The organism is Microbacterium sp. X-17 (assembly GCF_039615055.1).
The window spans coordinates 712,463-733,103 of the sequence record NZ_JBDHNI010000002.1 but is presented as its reverse complement, the minus strand read 5'-3'; the positions used below and the strand labels follow the sequence as shown (position 1 = coordinate 733,103).

The 20,641-nt window shown below is 71.3% G+C and carries 18 protein-coding genes and 3 tRNA genes; 16 read left to right on the top strand and 5 right to left on the bottom strand.

Annotated elements, in window-relative coordinates; translation table 11 throughout:
* Window positions 1-39 precede the first annotated feature (39 nt).
* On the top strand, window positions 40-3,894 hold the full coding sequence (locus tag ABCS02_RS11980; protein ID WP_345835863.1) for a hypothetical protein: 3,855 nt from the start codon (window positions 40-42) through the stop codon (window positions 3,892-3,894).
* A gap of 139 nt (window positions 3,895-4,033) precedes the next feature.
* Here ABCS02_RS11980 and ABCS02_RS11975 read toward each other — a convergent pair.
* The 3 genes from ABCS02_RS11975 to ABCS02_RS11965 all read right to left on the bottom strand — a co-directional run bounded on the left by ABCS02_RS11975 (window position 4,034) and on the right by ABCS02_RS11965 (window position 4,314).
* A tRNA-Phe gene (locus ABCS02_RS11975) sits at window positions 4,034-4,106 on the bottom strand.
* Window positions 4,107-4,137: 31 nt separating this feature from the next.
* A tRNA-Asp gene (locus ABCS02_RS11970) sits at window positions 4,138-4,211 on the bottom strand.
* A 30-nt stretch (window positions 4,212-4,241) separates the two neighbouring features.
* A tRNA-Glu gene (locus tag ABCS02_RS11965) sits at window positions 4,242-4,314 on the bottom strand.
* Window positions 4,315-4,586: 272 nt separating this feature from the next.
* Here ABCS02_RS11965 and ABCS02_RS11960 point away from each other — a divergent pair.
* Window positions 4,587-5,987 (top strand): peptidoglycan DD-metalloendopeptidase family protein, encoded by a 1,401-nt coding sequence (locus ABCS02_RS11960; RefSeq protein ID WP_345835862.1) that lies wholly within the window; start codon window positions 4,587-4,589, stop codon window positions 5,985-5,987.
* A 36-nt stretch (window positions 5,988-6,023) separates the two neighbouring features.
* On the opposite strand, the gene ABCS02_RS11955 is transcribed toward ABCS02_RS11960, so the two are convergent.
* Window positions 6,024-6,506, bottom strand: a complete 483-nt coding sequence (locus ABCS02_RS11955) for an inorganic diphosphatase (RefSeq protein WP_345835861.1) — start codon at window positions 6,504-6,506, stop codon at window positions 6,024-6,026.
* 201 nt (window positions 6,507-6,707) lie between these two features.
* Here ABCS02_RS11955 and tilS point away from each other — a divergent pair, with 201 nt between their 5' ends.
* From tilS to lysS, 12 genes are all read left to right on the top strand, one after another.
* Window positions 6,708-7,730 carry a tRNA lysidine(34) synthetase TilS gene (gene tilS, locus ABCS02_RS11950; protein WP_345835860.1) on the top strand — a complete coding sequence of 341 codons (1,023 nt, stop codon included), beginning with the start codon at window positions 6,708-6,710 and terminating at the stop codon, window positions 7,728-7,730.
* Between the two features lie 9 nt (window positions 7,731-7,739).
* Window positions 7,740-8,291, top strand: a complete 552-nt coding sequence (gene hpt / locus ABCS02_RS11945) for a hypoxanthine phosphoribosyltransferase (RefSeq protein ID WP_345835859.1) — start codon at window positions 7,740-7,742, stop codon at window positions 8,289-8,291.
* 220 nt (window positions 8,292-8,511) lie between these two features.
* Window positions 8,512-10,521 carry an ATP-dependent zinc metalloprotease FtsH gene (ftsH, locus tag ABCS02_RS11940; protein WP_345835858.1) on the top strand — a complete coding sequence of 670 codons (2,010 nt, stop codon included), beginning with the start codon at window positions 8,512-8,514 and terminating at the stop codon, window positions 10,519-10,521.
* 9 nt (window positions 10,522-10,530) lie between these two features.
* A complete protein-coding gene (gene folE, locus ABCS02_RS11935) occupies window positions 10,531-11,121 on the top strand; it encodes a GTP cyclohydrolase I (protein ID WP_345835857.1) in 591 nt (196 codons plus the stop codon).
* 11 nt (window positions 11,122-11,132) lie between these two features.
* Window positions 11,133-11,930: a dihydropteroate synthase gene (folP, locus tag ABCS02_RS11930; protein WP_345835856.1), complete on the top strand. Its 798-nt coding sequence runs from the start codon at window positions 11,133-11,135 to the stop codon at window positions 11,928-11,930.
* Window positions 11,918-12,292, top strand: a complete 375-nt coding sequence (gene folB, locus ABCS02_RS11925; protein ID WP_345835855.1) for a dihydroneopterin aldolase — start codon at window positions 11,918-11,920, stop codon at window positions 12,290-12,292. Before folP ends, folB begins: the two co-directional genes overlap by 13 nt.
* Before the next feature lie 26 nt (window positions 12,293-12,318).
* The gene (gene folK / locus ABCS02_RS11920) at window positions 12,319-12,819 is read left to right on the top strand and encodes a 2-amino-4-hydroxy-6-hydroxymethyldihydropteridine diphosphokinase (RefSeq protein WP_345835854.1); all 501 of its coding nucleotides are present in this window, start codon (window positions 12,319-12,321) and stop codon (window positions 12,817-12,819) included.
* A complete protein-coding gene (locus ABCS02_RS11915) occupies window positions 12,816-13,310 on the top strand; it encodes a DUF3180 domain-containing protein (protein WP_345835853.1) in 495 nt (164 codons plus the stop codon). The genes folK and ABCS02_RS11915 overlap by 4 nt, the downstream gene beginning before the upstream one ends.
* Window positions 13,261-13,851: a PH domain-containing protein gene (locus tag ABCS02_RS11910; protein WP_345835852.1), complete on the top strand. Its 591-nt coding sequence runs from the start codon at window positions 13,261-13,263 to the stop codon at window positions 13,849-13,851. The genes ABCS02_RS11915 and ABCS02_RS11910 overlap by 50 nt, the downstream gene beginning before the upstream one ends.
* Window positions 13,848-15,395, top strand: coding sequence for a PH domain-containing protein (locus ABCS02_RS11905; protein ID WP_345835851.1), 1,548 nt, complete (start codon window positions 13,848-13,850; stop codon window positions 15,393-15,395). Before ABCS02_RS11910 ends, ABCS02_RS11905 begins: the two co-directional genes overlap by 4 nt.
* Window positions 15,392-16,102 (top strand): DUF2520 domain-containing protein, encoded by a 711-nt coding sequence (locus tag ABCS02_RS11900; RefSeq protein ID WP_345835850.1) that lies wholly within the window; start codon window positions 15,392-15,394, stop codon window positions 16,100-16,102. Before ABCS02_RS11905 ends, ABCS02_RS11900 begins: the two co-directional genes overlap by 4 nt.
* A gap of 20 nt (window positions 16,103-16,122) precedes the next feature.
* Entirely contained in the window at window positions 16,123-17,646 is a 1,524-nt protein-coding gene (gene lysS / locus ABCS02_RS11895) for a lysine--tRNA ligase (protein WP_345836334.1), read from the top strand.
* Here the strand turns inward: lysS and ABCS02_RS11890 are convergent.
* Window positions 17,639-18,811: a DUF4192 family protein gene (locus ABCS02_RS11890; RefSeq protein ID WP_345835849.1), complete on the bottom strand. Its 1,173-nt coding sequence runs from the start codon at window positions 18,809-18,811 to the stop codon at window positions 17,639-17,641. The genes lysS and ABCS02_RS11890 overlap by 8 nt on opposite strands.
* A gap of 106 nt (window positions 18,812-18,917) precedes the next feature.
* Between ABCS02_RS11890 and ABCS02_RS11885 the strand changes: the two genes are divergently transcribed.
* A complete protein-coding gene (locus ABCS02_RS11885) occupies window positions 18,918-19,106 on the top strand; it encodes a hypothetical protein (protein WP_345835848.1) in 189 nt (62 codons plus the stop codon).
* 45 nt (window positions 19,107-19,151) lie between these two features.
* A complete protein-coding gene (gene cls / locus ABCS02_RS11880; RefSeq protein ID WP_345835847.1) occupies window positions 19,152-20,618 on the top strand; it encodes a cardiolipin synthase in 1,467 nt (488 codons plus the stop codon).
* Window positions 20,619-20,641: the final 23 nt, after the last annotated feature.

Below are 20,641 nucleotides of genomic sequence, written 5' to 3'. Positions count from 1 at the left end.
CGGGTCGGTCGCTGCCTGCGCCGGGATAAGGGGACACACGTGTCAGAACACTCCATCGCACGGCAGGACCGGAAACGGTGGGGGACACGGCTGCACCGGTTCGTGGCGGCAGGCCTCGGCGTGCTGCTCGCGGTCGCCGGTCTCGCCGTGGCGACTCCCGCGGTCGCGGCGCCGCAGTATCAGATCACCGGAGAGTGGGCGCCCGGAACCCCCTCAACGGTCAAATCCGGCGATGTCGTCACCGGTGTGTGGCGGGTGAACGTCAACGACGACGCGCCCGCCCCCGGCAACGCCCCCGTGCAGAACGTGACCGTCACGGTCGCCGCGCAGAACGGCGTCTTCACCAGCGTCCCGGACGCCTGCCTCACCTCCGGCGTGACCCCGGCCTCCGGCATCTCGGCCGACGGCGGCACCCTCACGTGCAACCTCGGCACCCACGACGAGGGCACCTCCGTCATCCTGCAGGCGCCGATCACCGCGAGCGGGCCGACGGGCAGCCAGATCCAGGCGACCGGCAGCATCGGCGGTCAGAACGCGGCGCTGAGCCCCATCGACATCGTCAACCAGTTCGGAATGGACATGCGCTGGGGCACCGGCATCGCGAACTACGCCCAGGGCAGCGGCTACTTCCTGGTCAGCTACGAGTGGACCCTGAGCAAGCTCCGCGGATCGGATCCCGGCCAGCAGTCGCTGACCTACGACCTGAACATCGCATCGGCGCAGGGAAGCGGCATCCAGGTCGACCCGCAGGGATGCACCCCGTACTCGACCGCGCTCGTGGCGGACGGGCACCCGTGGTCGGGCGGCAGCCACCCGGCGAGCCAGACGACGGCCTTCCCCGGCACGTGCAGCATCACCCAGACCGGGGCGAACACCTTCCAGCTCACCCTGACCGGGATCGACTACGCGCCCGCGTCGCCGCCGACCCTCGACTCCGCCGGCAACCGGCTCCCCGTCGACCAGGTCGCGCTCGCCTCCGGGTCGGTGTGGATCCGCGTGCTCACGGCCGCCGCCGGCTCCGCGACCGTCACCTCGAACGCTCCCACGTACACCTCGACGACGGGTCAGACCGCGCAGGACGACCCCGCCAACAACGCCGAGTCGAAGTCGTGGACGCTCCCCGGAACGTACTCCTCCGGCTGGGGCCGCGGCTACACGAACAGCGGCGGGACCACGTGGGATGACACCTACCGTGTCTCGGCGGGGACCACGGTCGGCCAGTACATGGATACCGGCTGGCAGCGGTTCGCGGACCGACCCGGAGCGCGCCTCGTCGGAATGTGCTCCGCCCTGGACACGAAGTACGTGACGTTCAACCGGTTCCAGTGGAGCTCGCCTCCGGGGGGCGTCGCCGGATCCACCGTCGAGTACTACACCGGCAGCGACGCCCACCTCGACGAGAACAGCGCGAGCTACGACCCGAACGGCTTCGACTGCACGCCGAACACCGGCTGGAGCACGACGCCGCCCGTCGATCCGACCCAGGTTCGCGCGGTCCGCGTGATGATGACCGAGGACCAGGCCCGCGTCTACGCCAACACGTTCATCACGCCGGTCGTCTTCCAGACCATCAAGCCGACGACGCCCGCCGGCACCGACGTGTGGTCCTTCTTCTCCGGGATCGAGGATGTGCCGCTGAACAACTGGTGGAACGCGGCCGGCCCGATCACGAACACGCCGGGCTCTCGCTATCCCTACACGACGGGCTTCCGCGACGTCCTCCGCATCGTGTCGGCGACCCCCGCGATCGCCAAGTCGGTCGACCGCTCCGTAGTCACGCCCGGTGCGCCGGCGGTCTACACGCTCACGTACTCCGCGAACGGCGCCGGCGCGATTCCCGCCACCGTCGACGGATACCAGCTCGTGGACACGCTGCCCGCCGGTGTCACGTACGTCCCGGGGAGCGCTGCGCCGGCGCCGTCCGTGGCCACGAACGGCTCCGGGCAACAGGTCCTCACCTGGACGGTGAACGGGGTGACGACGAACGCCGATCACGCCCTGACCTACCAGGCCGTCGCCGACAACACGGTGACCCCGGGCGCCGCGCTCACGAACTCCGTGTCTGCGGCGTACGGCGGGATCACCAAGACGGCATCCGCACAGGTGACCGTCGCCACCGACGGGTACACGACCATCCTGAAGACCGCGGATGCCCCGTTCATCCCCAACGTGACCGGAGACGGGCGCGGCGCGGGGTCGTGGACGGTGACGACGCGCTCCTACGACCCGCTTCCGCAGCCGTTCACCGACACGATCGACATCCTCCCGTACCGCGGCGACGGTCGCGGCACGTCGTACTCGGGGAGCTACACGCTCACGTCCGTCACGCCGCCCGGCGGTGCGCAGGTCTACTACACGACGGCCGACCCGGCCACCCTGTCGGACGATCCGTCCGCCGGCTCCAACGGCGCGGCCGGTGACATCACCGGCAACACGGTCGGCTGGTCGACCACCTACACCGCGGCGGCGACGGCGGTCCGCGTGATCGGCGGGTCGCTCGCCCCCGGGGCGACGCAGCAGTTCGGGGTGCACATCGGCACGGATGGGGCGAGAGGCGGCGACCAGCTCGTCAACCGCGCCCAGGGCATCGCCGGTCACACCGGCCTGGTCATGCGCACGTCCGCGCCGATCACGATCGCGAACTACTACTCGGCGACGCTCCTCAAGGAGGTGCAGGACGTGAACGGGGTGTGGCACGACGCCAACACCGCTCTCGACTACCCGACCTTCCACTACGGCGACACGGTGAAGTACCGCATCACCGCGACGAACACGGGCCAGGGCACGCTCACGAACGTGAACGTGACCGATGACAAGAACCCCTCGGCCGGCGCGTTCCACATCGCGTCGCTCGCCCCCGGGGCATCCCAGTCGCACGAGTACTCGATCGTGCTGGACCCGTCCGTCGGCGGCACGATCGTCAACACCGCCTGCGCCTCGGCGGATCTTCCCGCCGACTCGCAGGTCGCGGCGACGATCCCCTGCGATCCGGCCGGCATCGACATCGTCGGGTACCACGTGGCGAAGACGTCCGATCCGGCGGCCGGCACGGCCGTCACCCCCGGCCAGAAGATCACGTACACCGTCACCGTGACGCAGCGCGGCTCGGTCCCGGCCGCCGCCGTCTTCACCGACACCCTCACGCGGGTGCTCGATGACGCGGACTACAACGGCGATGTCACCGCCGATGTCGGCACGGCCACGGTCACGGGGAGCACGCTCGCGTGGTCGGGCACGCTCCCGGTCGGCGGGGTCGCACACGTCACGTACTCGGTGACGGTGAAGGCGACGCAATCCCTCGGCGACAGCAGCATCGACAACCTGGTCACCAGCCCGGGCTGCGACATCGCGGCGGACTGCCTCACCCACCACGACGTCGGCAGCTACACCTACTCGAAGACGTCGAACCCGGCATCCGGCACGCCCGTGCGGGTGGGGGACGCCGTGACGTACTCCGTCGCGGTCGCCCAGGTCGGTCGCGCGCCCCAGGCGGGCGTGACGGTCACCGATGACCTCTCCGGCGTCCTGGACGACGCCACGTGGGTCGGCAACCAGGCGGCGTCGTCCGGGGCCGTCACCCGGGCTGGAAACACCCTGACCTGGACCGGTGATCTCGCGGTCGGACAGACCGTGACCATCACGTATGCGGTGCGCGTCACCGGTGGCGGCGATGCGAAGCTCGCGAACCAGGTCGTCTCGGCGGCCGGCAGCTGCGTGCCCGCGCCGGACCAGAACCCGGACTGCCGCACCCAGCATCGGATCGACCCGGTCGCAGCCCTCGCCGTCACCGGCGGTGGCGCCGTCGGGGGCTGGATCTTCGCCGGGCTCACGCTGTTCGGTGCCGGCTTCGCGGCGCTGATCGTCGTGACCGTGCGCCGACGCCAGAACTCCTAGCGCCGCCGGCTCGGATGCCGGACTCAGCGGGGCAGTTCGCACACGCGGGCTGCCCCGCTGAGTCGTGCCCGCGGACGTCCTGGCTTCCCGTGCAAAATAAAGAAGCCCCTGCGATGTAGAAGCTACGCAGGGGTTTCCGTGGCTCCGACCGGCATCGATCCGGTGACCTTTCGATTTTCAGTCGAACGCTCTACCAACTGAGCTACAGAGCCGAACGGCACGGATGCCGCATCCAAGAGGAAGCGACCCTGACGGGACTTGAACCCGCGACCTCCGCCGTGACAGGGCGGCACGCTAACCAACTGCGCTACAGGGCCATGATGTGTGGAGTTATGTTGTCGTGAGTGTGACCCCAACGGGATTCGAACCCGTGCTACCGCCGTGAAAGGGCGGCGTCCTAGGCCACTAAACGATGGGGCCGGTATGAACCCGGGGGCTCACTCGCCGACGCTCAAGCATACGCATTCGCTGGGAGATCCGCCAATCGAGCGGAGGCCCGATCCGGGCGCGCTCCGCGCGTCTCCGCGGCGCGCGAGAGTCGCCGCCGCATCATGGGCGTGGCCGACTCTCTTCGCCGCGGCGGGAGAGACGGCGTCCTCTTTGGTGGTTCGCGCGTGAGACGGTACCTGTTGCGCGTGTGACGCATGTTGCTAATGTGGACGAAGTTGTGCCGCGATCGGAAGGAGACGCGCGTGCCCAGCGAAGAGGTGCCGGTCGAGGAAGAGTGCGACTGCGCGCCCTCCGAACGGGAGCGTAGCCAGCTCTGGCCGAGTCCGATGAGCCGCCGCGGGATGATCGGACTCAGTGTTCTCGGAGTCCTCGCCGCCGGCGCTGCGACGGCATCCGCGACCGTCTCTCCGTTCGTCACCCGCGCGTATGCCGCCGACTATCCCTCGTGGGATGACGTGCAGGCCGCGCGGTCGAACGAAGCGGCGAAGGCCGCCGAGGTCAGCAACATCCAGGGGCTGATCCAGCAGCTGAACGCGGAGGTCGACCGCACGAAGCAGGTCGCCCAGCAGAAGGGCCAGGAGTTCTACGACGCCCAGCAGGCGTTCTTCGACGCCGCCCACCGCGCCGACGACCTCCAGTCGCAGGCCGACGCGCAGGCGAAAGCCGCGCTCGCCTCCGCGCAGGAGGCGGGCCGGGTCGCCGCGCAGCTCTATCGGTCCGGCGGCGATCAGGCGTCGCTCGAGCTGTTCCTGACCGGATCTGCGGCGAGCGCCGATGACCTCCTGGCGCGGCTCGGCACGATGGACAAGCTGCTGGAGCGCAACAAGGCCGTGTACGCGACCGCGGTCTCGGCGCGCGACTCGGCCCAGAACCTCAGCAACCAGGCCCAGGCCGCCCGCGACGAGCGCGACCGGCTGCAGCAGGTGGCGAATGCCGCGATGCAGGCCGCCCAGCAGGCCGCGACCGACGCGCAGAACGCCCTCGACGCGCAGAACGCCCACCTCGGCGACCTGCAGGCGCAGCTCGCCGCGCTCCAGGACACGACGGCGAAGACCACCGCCGAGTACCAGCAGGGCGAGGAAATCCGCAAGCAGCAGGAGGCCGCGGCGGCTGCCGCCGCAGCCGCTGCTGCAGCCGCCGCCGCGGAGGCCGCCCGCAACAACAGCGACAACGGTGATGGCGGCGGTGGCGGGGGAGGCGGTGGCGGAGGCGGCGGTCCCGCGTCGTCCGGCTGGAGCCGCCCCGCGTATGGCCCCCTCGGCGACGGCTACGGTCCGCGCGCCCAGACCTGCGGCCCGAGCTACTGCTCGACGTCGTTCCACGAGGGTGACGACATCGAGGCCGGTTGCAACGCCGGGATCTACGCCGCGAACAGCGGCCGCGTCGTGTACGCGGGATACAACGGCGGCTACGGCAACTACATCCACATCGACCACGGTGGCGGCGTCGGCACGGGGTACGCGCACATCCGCGACGGCGGGATCGCCGTCGGCTGGGGGGACAGTGTCGGCTCGGGGCAGTACATCGCCGCCGTCGGCAACACCGGGAACTCCTTCGGTTGCCACTTGCATTTCGAGGTCTACATCAACGGCTCGACCGTGAACCCCTACCCGTTCATGGCCGACCGCGGCATCTACCTCTGACGGCGCCGATCCGGTCGGACCGGCGCCGCGCGGGCTCTAACCCTCGAAGCGCGCGAACGCCTCGCCGACCAGGCGCTCGGCCTCGGCCGCGCCCGCCCACTCGTCGACCTTGACCCACTTGTTCGGCTCGAGGTCCTTGTAGTGCTCGAAGAAGTGCGCGATCTCCTTCTTCGTCCACTCGTCGATGTCATCGACGTCCTGGATGTGGTTCCAGCGCGGGTCCTTCGCGAGCACCGCGACGACCTTGTCGTCGCCACCGGCCTCGTCGCTCATCTTCAGCACCGCGACGGGCCGGACGCTGGCGTGGATGCCGGGGTACAGGTCGCGGTCGAGCAGCACGAGCACGTCGAGCGGGTCGCCGTCCTCGCCGAGCGTGTTGTCGAAGAACCCGTAGTTCGCCGGGTACCCGAAGACCGTGTAGAGGATGCGGTCGAGGAAGACGCGCCCCGTGCCGTGATCGACCTCGTACTTCACGCGGCTGCCGCGGGGGATCTCGATGACGGCGTCGTACGCGCCCATGCGTGTGCTCCTTCGGAAGGCGAACGGATTCCCGTCCACCGCGGGACGGATGCGGCACCAGCCTATCCGCGCGTCTGATCCCCTGCCGCCGCGCACAACTCCTGCAACTCGGGCTGCCGAGGCCCGCGCAGGCCCCGATCCGGCCGGTTCCGGAGCGGATCGCAGGAGTTGTGCGAAAGGCCGGGCGGATAGCGTGGACCCGTGCAGCACCGGCCCGCGCTCGACCCCGCCGTGGCGGAGGTGCGCCGCGCCGTCCGGGCGGTCCTCGCGGGGCTGCCCGCGGATGCCACCGTCGTGGTCGCGCTGTCCGGCGGCGCGGACTCGCTCGCGCTCACGGCCGCCGCCGCGTTCGAGGCGCCGAAGCTCGGCCTCCGCGTCGAGTCGGTCACGGTGGACCACGGACTGCAGCCCGGATCCGCGGAGGTCGCGGCCCGGGCGGCGGCCGTGGCGGCGGGCCTCGGGCTCGCGGCGCGCGTGGTCGCCGTCGAGGTGTCGGGCGCCGGCGGACCCGAGGCGGCGGCGCGCGAGGCACGCTACGGGGCGCTCCGGGCCGCGGCCCGCGCCGCGGGCGCCTTTGTCGTCCTGCTCGCGCACACGCTCGACGACCAGGCCGAGTCGGTCCTGCTGGGGCTCGCGCGCGGTTCCGGCGCCGCGAGCCTCGCTGGCATGGCCCCCGATCGCGTCGACGCGGACGGCATCCGGTGGATCCGCCCGCTCCTCGCCGTACGGCGGACGACCACCCGCGCCGCGTGCCGGGCGGCGGGACTCGACCCCTGGGACGACCCGCACAACCACGAACCGCGCTTCGCCCGCGTGCGCGTGCGCGAGGCCGTGCTGCCGGTCCTCGAGCGCGAGCTCGGCCCCGGCGTGGCGGAGGCGCTCGCGCGCACGGCCGAACAGCTCCGCGAGGACAACGCCGCGTTCGCGGCGATGATCGAGGAGACGATCGAGGACATCGTCGAGCACGCCGAGGCGGGCATCGCCGTCTCCGTCTCGGCGCTCGCCGCCAACCCGCCGGCGCTACGGCACCGCATCATCCGCCACGTCGTCGCCAGCGAGTTCGGCACGAGCCTCAGTCGCGCGCAGACGATCGAGGTGGCCCGCCTCGCGACCGACTGGGCGGGGCAGGGTCCGGTCGACCTGCCCGGATGCTCCGCGCGCCGCGTCGCGGGCCGGATCGAGTTCTCCTCGGGCGCAGCGCGGCCGCCGCTGTCCCCGCAATAGGGTGGGGCCATGCGCGCCGCGGACCTCGCCGACGACCTGACGACCGTGCTCGTGACGGAGGAGCAGATCCGCGCGCGGCTCGAGGAGATCGCGCAGCAGGTCGCCGCCGACTATCGCGGCCAGAACCTCCTCCTCGTCGGCGTCCTGAAGGGCGCCGTCATGGTGATGGCCGACTTCGCCCGTGCGCTGCCGATGGTCGTGCCGATGGACTGGATGGCGGTGTCGTCCTACGGCACCGGCACGCGCTCGAGCGGTGTCGTGCAGATCCGGAAGGACCTCGACACCGACATCCACGACCGCCACGTGCTCATCGTCGAGGACATCATCGACTCCGGGCTGACCCTCTCGTGGCTGCTCGACAACTTCGCGTCGCGCGGTGCGGCATCCGTGGAGGTCTTCGCGCTCCTGCGCAAGCCGGATGCCGCCAAGGTGCACGTCGACTGCCGCTACGTCGGTTTCGACATCCCGAACGAGTTCGTCGTCGGCTACGGCCTGGACTTCGCCGAGCGCTACCGCAACCTCCGCGACGTCGCCGTCCTCTCCCGCCACGTCTACGCCTGACCCCGCCCCCGGAGCCGCGCCCCCACCCCGCGAGAACGCGCTTGTGTCACGAAATGGGCCTGGTTCCATGACATACGCGCGTTCTCGCGAAGAGGGGGGCCTGGGGAGGGGGCGTACGCCGTGGGCGAATGCACAGTCCCGGCATAGCGGGGCCGCGATACCCTGAATCCACTGTCCGAAGGGACTGGCCGACGAAAGGGTGGGGGGCTTCCCCCGCAACATGGACTTCAAGAAGATCGCCCGCAACCCCATCGTGTACGTGATCATGGTGGGGGTCCTCCTCGTGGTGGGGTTCTCCCTGATCTCGAGCCTGGGCGGCGCGAAGCAGATCTCGACGCAGGAGGGCCTCACGCTCCTCAAGGGCGGCACGGTCACGAAGGTCGTCAACACGGACGGCGACCAGCGCGTCGACATGACCCTCTCGCAGCCGTACCAGGGCTCGACCGACGTGCAGTTCTACTATGTCGGTGCCCGCGCGAACGAGGTCGTCCAGGCGGTGGATGCCGCCAACCCGTCCGGCGGGTACAACGACGCGGTCCCGAAGGCGTCGTGGTTCGACGGCTTCCTCTCGCTCCTCCTGCCGATCCTGCTGCTCGGCCTCCTCTTCTGGTTCCTGCTGTCGTCCGCGCAGGGCGGGGGCAACAAGGTGATGCAGTTCGGCAAGTCGAGGGCGAAACTCGTCACGAAGGAGTCGCCGACCGTCACCTTCCAGGACGTGGCCGGCTCCGACGAGGCGATCGAGGAGCTCCAGGAGATCAAGGACTTCCTGAAGGAGCCCGCGAAGTTCCAGGCCGTCGGCGCCCGGATCCCCAAGGGCGTCCTCCTCTACGGCCCTCCCGGCACCGGTAAGACTCTGCTCGCCCGCGCCGTCGCGGGGGAGGCGGGCGTCCCGTTCTACTCGATCTCCGGCTCGGACTTCGTGGAGATGTTCGTCGGCGTCGGCGCGAGCCGCGTCCGCGACCTCTTCAACCAGGCCAAAGAGAGCGCCCCGGCGATCATCTTCATCGACGAGATCGACGCGGTCGGCCGTCACCGCGGCGCCGGCCTCGGCGGCGGTCACGACGAGCGCGAGCAGACGCTGAACCAGATGCTCGTCGAGATGGACGGCTTCGACCCGAAGGCGAACGTGATCGTCATCGCGGCGACGAACCGCCCCGACATCCTCGACCCGGCGCTCCTGCGTCCCGGCCGCTTCGACCGGCAGATCGGCGTGGACGCACCCGACCTGCAGGGCCGCAAGCGCATCCTCGAGGTGCACGGCCGCGGCAAGCCCCTCGCCGACGGCGTCGACCTCGAGGTCGTCGCGCGCAAGACGCCCGGGTTCACCGGCGCGGATCTGGCGAACGTCCTCAACGAGGCCGCGCTCCTCACCGCCCGCTCGAACGCGCAGCTGATCGACAACCGCGCGCTCGACGAGGCGATCGACCGCGTGCTCGCAGGGCCCCAGCGTCGCACCCGCGTCATGAAGGACAAGGAGAAGCTCATCACGGCGTACCACGAGGGCGGTCACGCGCTCGCGGCAGCGGCGATGAACTACACCGACCCCGTGACGAAGGTGACGATCCTTCCGCGCGGTCGCGCGCTCGGTTACACGATGGTGCTGCCGGTGGACGACAAGTACTCGATCACCCGCAACGAGCTGCAGGACCAGATGACGTACGCGATGGGCGGCCGCGTCGCGGAGGAGATCGTCTTCCACGACCCGACCACGGGTGCGTCGAACGACATCGAGAAGGCCACCGGCATCGCGCGGAAGATGGTCACCGAGTACGGCATGACCACCGACGTCGGCCCGGTCAAGCTCGGCAGCGCGTCCGGCGAGGTGTTCATGGGCCGCGACATGGGTCACGGCCGCGACTACTCCGAGTCGATCGCGGAGCGCGTCGACAAGCAGGTGCGGCAGCTCATCGAGCAGGCGCACAACGAGGCGTACCAGGTCATCAACGACAACCGGGAGATCCTCGACCGGCTGGCGCTCGAGCTGCTCGAGAAGGAGACGCTCGACCACCTCGAGCTCGAGAAGCTCTTCCGCGACGTGAAGAAGCTGCCGGAGCGCCCGCAGTGGCTCTCCAGCTCCGATCGCCCGGTGTCCCTGCTCCCGCCCGTCGAGGTGCCGCATCACGCGCAGCCCGCCGGCGTGGCCGCGGACACGGAGGCCGAGTCCGGTGCGGAGAAGAAGGCGGTGCGCCCTCGCCGCCCGCAGGGGCAGGCGCGTCCGGCGACCGCGTAGGCTCGGCGCATGGCCGTCGATCGTGAACGCGTCAAGGCCCTCGTCCACGAGTTGCTGCTCGCCATCGGCGAGGATCCCGACCGTCCCGGCCTGACCCTGACGCCGCAGCGCGTCGCCGACGCATACACCGAGTTCTTCGCGGGGGTGGGGCAGGATGCCTCCGCCCCGCTTGCACGGACGATCTCGGTCGCGCGCGGGCCGGCGCCGGAGGCGCTCCCGTCCGGCGCGGTCATGATCCGCGACGTCCGCTTCCGCTCCATCTGCGAGCATCACCTCCTCCCGTTCCTCGGGACGGCCCACCTCGCCTACCTCCCGGACCAGAAGGTGGTCGGGCTCGGTGCGCTGACGCGCGTCGTCGAGATCCTGTCGGCCCGCCCGCAGGTGCAGGAGCGCCTCGGCGAGCAGATCGCCGACACGCTCATGCTGTCCCTTGAGGCGAAGGGCGTGCTCGTCGTGCTCGATGCGGAACACTCCTGTCTCACGATGCGCGGGGAACGGCAGCCGGATGCCTCGACGGTGACGATCGCGGCGCGCGGCGAGCTCGCGGATCCCTTCGCGCGGGGCGAGCTGATCTCCCTCATCAACTCGGGGCGGCGATGAGGACACGGATCATGGGCGTCGTCAACGTGACGCCGGACTCCTTCAGTGACGGCGGCCGATTCCTGGATCCGGATGCCGCGGTGGCGCACGGCCTGCGTCTGCGCGGCCAGGGTGCCGACATCCTCGACGTGGGCGGTGAGTCCACGCGGCCGGGTGCGGATCGGATCGACCCCGCGCGCGAGCGCGAGCGCGTGCTGCCGGTGATCGACGCGCTGGCGGGCGAGAGTGTCCTGGTCAGCGTCGACACCATGAACGCGGAGACCGCCGTCGCGGCGGTGGCCGCGGGTGCGCGCATCGTCAACGACGTCTCGGGCGGCCTCGCCGACCCGGACATGCTCGCGGCGGTCGCCGGCACCGCCGCTGACGTCGTGCTCGGTCACTGGCGCGGCCCGTCGGCGGCGATGTACGACCGCGCCGACTATGCCGACGTCCCCCGCGAGATCGCGGCGGAGCTGCTCGGCCGCCTCGAGGCGGCCGCGGCGGCCGGCATCGCGCCGGGGCGGGTGATCCTCGATCCGGGGATCGGCTTCGGCAAGCGCGGCGCCCAGAACTGGGCGGCTCTCCGCGGCCTGCCGGGCCTCGTCGGACTCGGTCCGCGGGTGCTCGTGGGTACGAGCCGTAAGCGCTTCCTCGGGGAGGTGCTCGGCGAGGATGCGTCGACCGCGCGCCGCGACCTCGCGACCGCGGTCACGAGCGTGCTGGCAGCGCGCGACGGCGCCTGGGCCGTGCGCGTGCACGACGTGCTCGCGACGCGCGACGCGCTGCGCACCGCCGCGGCCTGGGAGGCGGGGGCCGCGTGGACCGGCTAGACGAGATCGCCCTGACCGGGTTGCGCGTCCGCGGCTTCCACGGGGTGTTCGAGCACGAGCGGCGCGAGGGGCAGGACTTCGTCGTCGACCTCGTCCTGCACCTCGACACCCGTCCGGCCGCGGCATCCGACGACGTCGCCGACACGGTGCACTACGGCGAGCTCGCGGAAGAGGTCGCGGCGGTCGTCGCGGGCGATCCGGTCGATCTCATCGAGACGCTCGCCCAGCGCATCGCGGATGCCGTGCTGGCGCACGCCCGTGCGCAGCGCGTTCGCGTGACCGTGCACAAGCCGCACGCGCCGATCCCGCTCGCGTTCGCGGACGTGAGCGTCACGATCGTGCGCGAGAAGGGCGCTGCGTGAACCGCCGCTTGACCGAGGACATCCCCGTGCCTCCGCGATCGGAGCGCACGCCCGTCGTCGCCGTCGTCGCGCTGGGCGCGAACCTCGGCGACCGTGCCGCCACCCTGGCCGCCGCGGCCGAGGACCTCCGCGCACTGCCGCTCGTCGACGAGGTCCGGGTCTCGGACGCGATCTCGACGGTTGCGATCCGCCCGGAGGGGCCCGATCCGGACGCGCCCGCGTACCTGAACGCGGTCGCGCTCGTGACCACCCGGCTCGCGCCGTCCGTGCTCCTGAGCTACCTGCACGCGATCGAGGATCGGCACGGTCGCGTCCGCCGCGAGCACTGGGGGGATCGCACGCTCGACCTCGATCTCATCGCGTACGGCGACGTCGTGAGCACCGACCCGGCGCTGACGCTGCCGCATCCGCGCGCCGCCGAGCGCGACTTCGTCCTGGCTCCATGGCTCTCGCTCGATCCGGACGCCGAGCTCGTGGGCCGCGGTCGGGTGGATGCGCTCCTGGAGCGGCTGCGGGGGGACCGATGAAGCGCACCGGCCCGGGCATCCTCCTCCTCGCCGCCGTCATCGGCGCCGGCGCGGGCTTCCTCATCGACCAGTTCCTCACGGCGGGCGGGCGCTCGACGTTCACGCCGGTCGTCACGCTGCCGATCCTGCTCGTGCTTCTCGGCCTGATCGACATCGCGCTCGCCATCCCCATCGCACGGGCGACGCGGGGACACAGCGCCGCGCCGGTCAACCCGTTCCGGGCCGTGCGCATCGCGATGCTCGCGAAGGCGTCGAGCATCGTCGGCGCCGCGGTCGGCGGCCTGGGGCTCGGCCTGCTCCTGTTCCTCCTGACGCGGCCCGTGATCCCGTCGGTAGGCTCGATGGCGACCATCATCGCGACGGCCGGGTGCGGCGCCGTCCTCGTCGCGGCGGGGCTGGTGGCCGAGCATCTGTGCACGATCCGGAAGAAGGACGACGACGATGACGAACACCCCGGAGACGGCGGGACCGGGGTCACCCACGGGCACTGACCCGGAGCTCTCGGGGCTCGACGCGCGCACGTTCCACGGCATCCCCGAGCCGCGCTCCGCCGCCAGGCTCCCGCTCGGGACCGGCGAATGGCACCAGCTGGCGCGGTCCTACGTGTGGGTGCGACTCATCACGACGAGCGCGGCGCTCCTCGTCGTCGTGGCCCTGGGGCTCGGGATCACGTTCCTCACGTCCACGCCGTGGCCCTGGATCCCGCTCGGCACCGCGGGCTTCGTGCTCGTGTGGATGCTGGCGATCACGCCGCGTCAGGTGCGCGCGTTCGGCTATCAGCTCCGCGAAAACGATCTGCTCATGCGCCGCGGCATCCTCTGGCAGCGCATGATCGCCGTGCCGTACGGGCGGATGCAGCTCGTGGACGTCGCGCACGGTCCGCTCGACCGCGGCTTCGGCATCGCGCAGCTGAAGCTCGTGACCGCTGCCGCGACGAGCGCAGTGGTGCTGCCCGGGCTCACGCAGGCCGGCGCGGAGCTGCTGCGTGACACGCTCGTGCAGGTCGCCGAATCCCGCCGGACCGGGCTATGAGCGCGGCGGTCGCTCCGACCGAGCTGCCGCGATCGCGGCTCAGCGACGGCGAGTGGCATCGGATGCATCCGCTGACGCCGCTGCTGCGCGGCGGCATCTTCGCCGTCGTCGTGGCCGGCGTCGTGATCTCCAACCTGCGGGAGCGGCTGGCCGAATGGCTGCTGCCGTGGACGACGCCGACGCTCCCGGACGGTGCGCCGCTGCCGGGCGACCCCGTCGACTACGTGGTCGCGCGCGGGCTCCTGCCGGTCGTCGGCGTCGGCGTGCTCGTGGTGGTCGTCCTGCTCGTGGTCCTGTTCACGGTGGCGTGGCGGTTCCACTCGTTCCGCATCTCCGACGACGATGTCGAGGTCCGCAGCGGCGTCCTGTTCCGGCGGCATCGGCGGGCGCCGCTCGACCGCGTGCAGGGCGTGAACCTCACCCGTCCGCTCGTCGCGCGGATCCTCGGCCTCGCGAAGCTCGAGGTCGTCGGCGCGGGCCTCGACGCGAACGTCCGGCTGGAGTACCTCTCGACCTCACACGCGGAGGCCGTGCGCGCCGACATCCTGCGCCTCGCCGCAGGGCACGCGCTCGCGGAGGGGATCCCCACGCCGGGCGTGACCTCGCGCGTGGCCGCCGCGACGTCCGCGATGAGCGCCGGCATCACCGGGATCATCGCGGGAGCGGAGGAGCAGCTGCCGCCCGAGTCGGTCGTGTCCCTCCCGACCGTGCGGGTCGCCGCGTCGCACCTCCTGAGCACCAGCAGTGTCTGGCTCGTCGTGCTGATCGCGGCGATCGTCGTCCTGTCGAACGTGGGCACGCCCTGGCTCCTGTTCACGATCGTGCCGGCGGTGCTGGGCTTCGCCGCGTACTGGGTGCGCAGTATCACGCACGCGCTGCGCTACTCGATCGCGGGGACTCCGGACGGCGTCCGGATCACGTTCGGACTCTTCACGACCGTCACCGAGATCCTCCCGCCCGGACGCGTGCACGCGATCGAGGTGCATCAGCCCCTTCTGTGGCGGTCCGCGGGCTGGTGGCGGGTCTCGGTCAACCGGCTCTCCGGCCGCGGGGTCGAGGGCGGCCGCGAGGAGCTGGCATCCGTGCTGCCGGTTGGCCGCGTGGCCGATGCGGAGCGGGTCGTGTCGCTGCTCACGCCCGGCATCCTGGACGCGGCCGACCTCGTCTTCGCCCGCGGGATCTTCGCGCGCGGGGCGGAGGATCCGTTCACGACGACCCCGCGGCGGGCCCGCATCCTGCGGCCCTTCTCCTGGCGACGGAACGGATGCCTGCTGGCGCCGGGCGTGCTCGTCCTCCGCCGCGGCATCCTCCGGCGGCGCATCGTGCTGGTGCCGCTCGCGCGGATGCAGAGCATCGCGCTCCACCAGGATCCGCTCGACCGCGCGCTTCGGGTCGCCACTCTGCAGGCGCATACGATCGCGGGGCCCGTGTCCGGTCGGATCGACGCGCTCGACCGCGACGACGCCCTGGACCTGTTCGATCGGGCGGAGCTCGCCGCGCTGGATGCCGCGGCCACCGACCGATCCCACCGGTGGGCGCGATGAACGGCGCACGCACGGCCCGGCTCGAGGTCGGGATCATCGGCGCGGGGCGCGTCGGACCCGTCCTCGGGGCGGCGCTCGCGGGAGCGGGCCACAGCCTGGTCGGCATCACGCACGGCTCGGACGACGACCGCGTCGAGGCGATCCTCCCCGGCGTCGCGGTGCGGGATGCCGTGGAGATCGCCCGCCTCAGCCAGCTCGTGGTCGTTGCGGTGCCGCACGACGTGCTGCCCGGCCTCGTCCAGGGGCTCGCTGAGGTGGCGGCCTGGCAGCCGGGAACGCTCGTGCTGCACACCGATCCCGCTTACGGCACGGCGGTCCTGGGGCCCGCGGCCGCGCGCGGCGCGATCCCGCTCGCGGTGCATCCTGCGATCTCGTTCACGGGGACGAGCATCGATCTCCGTCAGCTCGCGGCGTCGTACGCGGCGGTCACCGCGCCAGCGCCCGTACTCCCCATCGCGCAGGCGCTCGCGGTGGAGCTCGGCTGCGAGCCGGTCGTGGTCGAGGAGGCGGACCGTCCCGCGTACGCCGAGGCGATCGCGACCGCGACCGCGTTCTCCCGCGCGATCGTCCGTCAGTCGACGAGCATCCTCGCCGGCATCGGCTTCGACAACGCCGGCGCATACCTCTCCGCGCTCGTCCGCTCCGCGGTCGACCAGGCCCTGGCCGAGCCGCTGGCCGCGGACGACCCGGATACGATCGACGGGTGACTGGCTCCCCCGACGCCCCGATGTCCGCCGAGCCCGAGGCCCGCGAGCCCGACACGACCGAGGTCGAGGACGTCTCCGAGCAGAAGGCCGTCCGTCTCGCCAAGCGCGCCCGACTGATCGCCGAGCGCGCGGATGCCGCGGGTGGCGCGTACCCCGTCTCGGTCCCGGTCACGGCGACCATCCCCGCGCTCCGGGCGCGGTATGGCGACCTCGAGGCGGGCGCCGAGACCGGTGACGTCGTCGCCGTCGCCGGACGTATCGTGTTCAGCCGCAACACCGGCAAGCTCTGCTTCGCGACGCTGCAGGCCGGCGACGGTAGCCGCATCCAGGCGATGGTCTCCCTCGCCGCGGTCGGTGAGCAGTCGCTGCAGGACTGGAAGGAGCTCGTCGACCTCGGCGACCACGTCTTCGTCGAGGGCGAGGTCATCTCCAGCCGCCGCGGCGAGCTCTCGATCATGGTCACGCGCTGGCAGATCGCGGCGAAGGCGATCCTCCCCCTGCCGAACCTCCACAACGAGCTGAACGAGGAGACCCGGGTCCGCAGTCGCTACCTCGATCTCATCGTCCGCGACCGCGCGCGCGACACCGTGCGCGCCCGCGCGACCGTGAACGCGAGCCTGCGTCGCACGTTCGAGACCCGCGACTTCATCGAGGTCGAGACGCCGATGCTGCAGGTGCAGCCCGGCGGCGCGACCGCCCGCCCGTTCGTGACGCACTCGAACGCCTTCGACACCGAGCTCTACATGCGCATCGCCCCCGAGCTCTACCTCAAGCGCGCCGTGGTCGGCGGCATCGACCGGGTGTTCGAGATCAACCGCAACTTCCGCAACGAGGGGGCGGACTCCACGCACAGCCCCGAGTTCGCGATGCTCGAGGCGTACCAGGCGTACACCGATTACCGCGGCATCGCCGATCTCACGCAGGAGTTGATCCAGAACGCCGCGATCGCGGTCACCGGTAGCACGACCGTCACCTGGGCCGACGGCACCGTGTACGAGCTGGGCGGCGAATGGGCGCGCCTCTCGATGTACGACTCGCTCTCGGAGGCCGCCGGGCGCGCGATCACTCCGGAGACGCCGATCGCCGAGCTCCGCGCCCTCGCCGCCGAGGCCGGCGTCGAGGAGCCGCCGCACGCGACCCCCGGCAAGCTCGTCGAAGAGCTGTGGGAGCACTTCGTCAAGCCGGGCCTCGACCGGCCCACGTTCGTGCTCGACTTCCCCGTCGATACCAGCCCGCTCGTGCGGGAGCACCGCTCGATCCCCGGTGTCGTCGAGAAGTGGGACCTGTACGTGCGCGGGTTCGAGCTCGCCACCGGGTACTCCGAGCTCGTGGATCCCGTCATCCAGCGCGAGCGGTTCATCGAGCAGGCGGCGCTCGCGGCGCGGGGCGACGCGGAGGCGATGCGCCTCGACGAGGAGTTCCTCCGCGCGCTCGAGCACGGGATGCCCCCGACGGGCGGCATGGGGATGGGCATCGACCGGCTCCTCATGGCGATCACGGGCCTCGGCATCCGCGAGACGATCCTCTTCCCCCTCGTCAAGTAAGGCCCTCGGTGTCCGGCGCCGAGGGCTGCCCGGTGGGTCGGCGCGCCGGCTGGAACGCCCAGTCGGGGAGATGCCCGGCCACGACGAACGACCCGACGATCTCCGCGAGGACATGCCGCGGGTCGAGCCGGAGCGCCCGCTCGACGTAGATCCCGGCGTGGGTGGAGCGGCCGAGCGCCCAGGACAGCCAGCCGCAGAGCGCGAGGGCGTGTGCGCGGTCCGCGGCCGGCGTCAGGGCCGCGACCCGCCGGGTGAGGTCCAGCGCGCGGCGCAGCCGATCGGGGTCCGGGCGCGGTCCCTCGCCCCACAGCCGCAGGCCGAGCTCGGGCGGGTAGGGCGCCCCGCCCCGCCAGTGCAGCTGGGCGTCGAGGGCGCGCTCGCCCGTCGCGCGTCCGTCGGTCCAGCCGAGGAGCGCCACGTCGCGCAGCCCGGGCTGCGACAGACACCACGACAGCGTCGCCGCGACGTAGGCGTCGAGCCGTCTCGGATCCTCCCCGAGGCATCGCTCCAGGAAGCCCGGCAAGTCGTCGAGCACCTCGAGCGCCGCGATCGCGAGCGGGTCGACGCGCGCCCGGGGCGGATGCCCGGGCACCTCGCCGTGCAGGAGCGCGAGACTCGCCGCGCGGATGCTCCCGAGCGCGTGCGCGACCTGCTCCCGCTCGGCGGCCGCGACCCGCGGCAGTCGGGTCCCGGTCGTCTGATCCCCCGCCGCGGGCGGCAGGCCCGCGTCCTTCGCCAGACCTGCCACCTCGTCCAGCGGGTGCGCGTCGCCCGGGTCGTAGTACGAGCCCCAGCCGTCGCGGGCGACGCAGAGCAGATCGACGACGCGCAGCCCGCAGGCGTCCGCCCGATCGAGCAGCGCGTCGGCGAGGGCATGGTACGGGAGGGCGTCCTCGCCGACGGACCGCAGCGCGGCATCCGTGTACGTGACCATCGCGAAGCCGTCGGCATCCGGGATCCGGCAGATGAGGCCGATGAAGTCGGACGCGATGCGCTCGGTCTCGTCGGCGAGGGCCGCGGACGGGAGGTCGAGCCGCATCGCGCCGAGGCTCGACCTCCCGTCGAACGGCATGAGCACGACGCTGCGCCGGGGGACGAACCCGAGGAGCCCGGGGATGAGAGCGAGGAAGTGCGCGGGGCCTGCGGCCTTGATCGTCGACGTCATGCCTCGACTCTCGTTGCGCGCCAGGTGCCGGCATCCGCTGTCGGCGGCAGATGGGGAAGGTCGGTCGCCGTTCCGGGGCTGGGGAGAGACGGCGTACGATGAGCAGGTGGAGAACTACTGGGTCGCCCTGCTGTGGTCGATCATCCCGACGATCGTCGTCACGGGCATGTTCTTCTTCATCCTCCGCTCGATCGTCCGGGCCGACCGCACCGAGCGGAAGGCCTACGCGAAGGTCGAGGCCGAGGAGCGCGTCAAGCGCGGCATGCCGCCGGTGGCGGCGCCCACCGAGCGCTGAGCCGACCGACCACTACGCTGGGGTGACGTCCAGCGGGGAGGCCGAGTGCTCCAGATCACGTTCGACGCGACCTGGTGGCTGATCCTCGTCTTCATCGTGGACGTCACCGTCCGCGTCACGGCGATCATCGTCGTCCCGCGGAACCGGCGTCCCACCGCCGCGATGGCGTGGCTGCTGGCGATCTACTTCATCCCCGTCGTCGGGGTCCTCCTCTTCCTCGTCATCGGCACGCCGAAGCTCCCCCGCAAGCGCCGGCGGAAGCAGGAGGACATCAACGACTACATCCGGCAGACGAGCCGCGGCCTCGGCCTCGACGTCGCCCCGCCGGACGCGCCGATGTGGTTCCAGCAGATCGTCGAGCTCAACGGCACGCTCGGTGCTCTGCCGCTCATCGGGGAGAACTCGGCGCAGCTCGTCGCCGACTACCAGGAGAGCCTCGACGCCATGGCCGCCGCCATCCGTCGGGCTCAGAGCTACGTGCACGTCGAGTTCTACATCCTCCAGTCGGATGCCTCGACCGACAACTTCTTCCGGGCGCTCGAGGAGGTCGCCGCACGCGGAGTCGCGGTCCGCGTGCTGCTCGACCACTGGGCCAACCGCGGCAAGCCGAACTACCGCCGCACGATCGCGCGGCTGAGCGCCATGGGCGCGCAGTGGCACCTGATGCTGCCCGTGCAGCCGTTCAAGGGGAAGTACCAGCGCCCCGACCTGCGCAACCACCGCAAGCTCCTCGTCGTCGACGGCATGGTCGCCTACATGGGATCGCAGAACGTCACCGACTCGACCTACAACCTCAAGAAGAACATCCGGCGCGGACTGCACTGGGTCGACCTCATGGCGCGTGTCGAGGGTCCGATCGTGCAGAGCATCAACGCCGTCTTCCTGTCGGACTGGTACAGCGAGACGGACCAGGTGCTCACCGAGGAGATCGACCTCTTCAGCGTCACTCCCGGCGCCGGCGACCTCGAATGCCAGATCGTTCCGTCCGGCCCCGGGTTCGAGTTCGAGAACAACCTCAAGCTGTTCCTCTCGATGCTCTACGCCGCCGAGCGCAAGATCATCATGGTCAGCCCCTACTTCGTGCCCGAGGAGTCGCTGCTCCTCGCGGTCACGACCGCGTGCCAGCGCGGTGTCACGGTTGAACTCTTCGTGTCGGAAGAAGGCGACCAGGCCATGGTCTACCACGCCCAGCGCAGCTACTACGAGGCGCTGCTGCGGGCCGGCGTGAAGATCTGGATGTACCGGAAGCCGTTCATCCTCCACTCCAAGAGCCTCACGATCGATGACGGCGTCGCGGTCATCGGGTCGAGCAACATGGACATGCGTTCCTTCGGTCTCAACATGGAGATCTCGATGCTCGTGCGAGGCGAGGGATTCGTCGAGCAGATGCGCGAGGTCGAGGCCACCTACCGCAGCCTCAGCCGAGAGCTCACGCTGGAGGAGTGGATGCGGCAGCCGCTGCGCTCTACAGTGCTGGACAACCTCGCCCGTCTCACCTCGGCGCTGCAATAGCTCGGCGCCGCCCGACCGGAAGG

What these genes read in the sequence shown, in the direction of transcription:
- ABCS02_RS11955 (WP_345835861.1), bottom strand. Translation starts at nt 6,506, where the DNA reads ATGGGCGCGTACGACGCCGTCATCGAGATCCCCCGCGGCAGCCGCGTG.
- hpt (WP_345835859.1), top strand. Translation starts at nt 7,740, where the DNA reads ATGCGCGCCGCGGACCTCGCCGACGACCTGACGACCGTGCTCGTGACG.
- ftsH (WP_345835858.1), top strand. Translation starts at nt 8,512, where the DNA reads ATGGACTTCAAGAAGATCGCCCGCAACCCCATCGTGTACGTGATCATG.
- folE (WP_345835857.1), top strand. Translation starts at nt 10,531, where the DNA reads ATGGCCGTCGATCGTGAACGCGTCAAGGCCCTCGTCCACGAGTTGCTG.
- folP (WP_345835856.1), top strand. Translation starts at nt 11,133, where the DNA reads ATGGGCGTCGTCAACGTGACGCCGGACTCCTTCAGTGACGGCGGCCGA.
- ABCS02_RS11915 (WP_345835853.1), top strand. Translation starts at nt 12,816, where the DNA reads ATGAAGCGCACCGGCCCGGGCATCCTCCTCCTCGCCGCCGTCATCGGC.
- ABCS02_RS11910 (WP_345835852.1), top strand. Translation starts at nt 13,261, where the DNA reads ATGACGAACACCCCGGAGACGGCGGGACCGGGGTCACCCACGGGCACT.
- ABCS02_RS11905 (WP_345835851.1), top strand. Translation starts at nt 13,848, where the DNA reads ATGAGCGCGGCGGTCGCTCCGACCGAGCTGCCGCGATCGCGGCTCAGC.
- ABCS02_RS11900 (WP_345835850.1), top strand. Translation starts at nt 15,392, where the DNA reads ATGAACGGCGCACGCACGGCCCGGCTCGAGGTCGGGATCATCGGCGCG.
- lysS (WP_345836334.1), top strand. Translation starts at nt 16,123, where the DNA reads ATGTCCGCCGAGCCCGAGGCCCGCGAGCCCGACACGACCGAGGTCGAG.
- ABCS02_RS11890 (WP_345835849.1), bottom strand. Translation starts at nt 18,811, where the DNA reads ATGACGTCGACGATCAAGGCCGCAGGCCCCGCGCACTTCCTCGCTCTC.